Origin of the sequence: Microbacterium sp. CPCC 204701 (assembly GCF_004010105.1) — a bacterium.
In the GTDB taxonomy this organism is placed as follows: domain Bacteria; phylum Actinomycetota; class Actinomycetes; order Actinomycetales; family Microbacteriaceae; genus Microbacterium.
The window spans coordinates 1-1,551 of the sequence record NZ_RRYE01000542.1 but is presented as its reverse complement, the minus strand read 5'-3'; the positions used below and the strand labels follow the sequence as shown (position 1 = coordinate 1,551).

2 protein-coding genes are annotated in these 1,551 nt (G+C 74.0%); both read left to right on the top strand.

All coding sequences use genetic code 11. The features are described from left to right. A partial coding sequence (locus EIO58_RS17660) for a lytic transglycosylase domain-containing protein (protein ID WP_127820530.1) occupies window positions 1–578 on the top strand: 578 nt, incomplete at its 5' end. A gap of 102 nt (window positions 579–680) precedes the next feature. Beyond that, window positions 681–1,551 (top strand): serine/threonine-protein kinase (locus tag EIO58_RS17655; RefSeq protein ID WP_164861859.1); only part of this gene is annotated, 871 nt, incomplete at its 3' end.

Below are 1,551 nucleotides of genomic sequence, written 5' to 3'. Positions count from 1 at the left end.
CGCCGGGCAACGCCGATCGGGTCGACGCCGAGTGGGCCGCGCGCACCGCGGCGGCGACGGGCATTCCGCTGCGCGTGCTGCGGGGATATGCCGGAGCGGAGCTGGCGATGACAGCCGAGGCGCCCGCGTGCGGCATCCGCTGGAGCACGCTCGCGGCGCTCGGCCGCATCGAATCCGGGCACGGCACCCACGCCGGTTCGTCGATCGGCGACGACGGCCAGACCCGTCCGGGCATCTTCGGCATCGACCTCACCGGCGAGTCGAGCGCGCGCATCGACGACACCGACGGCGGTGCGTGGGACGGCAAGGCCGATGTGGACCGCGCCGTCGGACCGATGCAGTTCATCCCGGGGACGTGGGAGACGTGGGGCGCCGACGGCAACCGCGACGGAGTGAACGATCCGCAGCACATCGACGACGCCGCCCTTGCCGCGGCCCGGTACCTGTGCCACCACGGCGACCTCACGCAGCCCGCCACGTGGCGCACCGCGGTCTTCGCCTACAACCACCTCGAGTCGTACGTGAACGCGGTGGCGCAGGCGGCGAACGACTACGCGGGCCGAACGCCACGCAGCTGAGGATCGACGCCGGGCGCGGCCATGTGCCGGTAACCGGTGCGACAGGGCTCGATCCGTCCTCGGTCCACCGTCCGTTCATCCGGCGACCCGACACTCGCGGGAGTGAGCGGCTCCTCGCGTGTGATCGCGGGCCGGTTCCGGCTCGGTGAGCTGCTCGGGACGGGCGGCTCGGCATCCGTCTACGCCGCCGTCGATGGGCGCACCGGGCTGGGCATCGCATTGAAGGTGCTGCACCCGCACCTGTCGGAGCGACCCGCGGCGCGCGAGGCGTTTCTCGCCGAGGCCCGGCGCGCCCAGCCGCTGCGGCATCCCCACATCGTGGGCGTGCTCGGCGTGGGCGTCGACCACGACGGCGAAGCGCCGGTCGCGTGGATCGCGCTCGAGCGGGCCGCCGGGTCGAGCCTGTCGCAGCACGTCGCCCGGAACGGACCGCTGACGCCTGCCCATGCCGTCGCGGTGATCGACGGAGTCCTGCGGGCGCTCGAGGCGGCGCACGCGATCGGCCTCATCCACCGCGATGTGTCGCCCTCGAACGTGATGGTGGTGCCGGACGCCTCGGGCGCGCTCGCGTCCGACGGTGTGCGCCTGCTCGATTTCGGACTGGCCGATGCGACGGGCACGGCCGCGATCGGCACCGACGACCTGCTCAGCGTCGACGCGAAGGGCCGTGCCGGCGTCATGGGCAACGTCAACTACATGTCGCCCGAGCAGGTGCGGGGAATGCCGGTCGACGCGCGCGGTGACGTCTACCAGGCCGGCGCCCTGCTGCACTTCGCGCTCACCGGGCGGCCGCCGTTCCCGTGCCAGACGACCGGGCAGACGCTGCGGGCGCACCTCGAGGCGCCGCCGCCGCTGCCGTCCGCGTCAGACGGGAGCATCCCCCGCGGCCTCGACCGCGTCGTGGTGCGTGCGATGCTCAAGGACCCGGCCGACCGGTTCCCGTCCGGCGCCGCGATGCGCGCCGCGGTCGCCG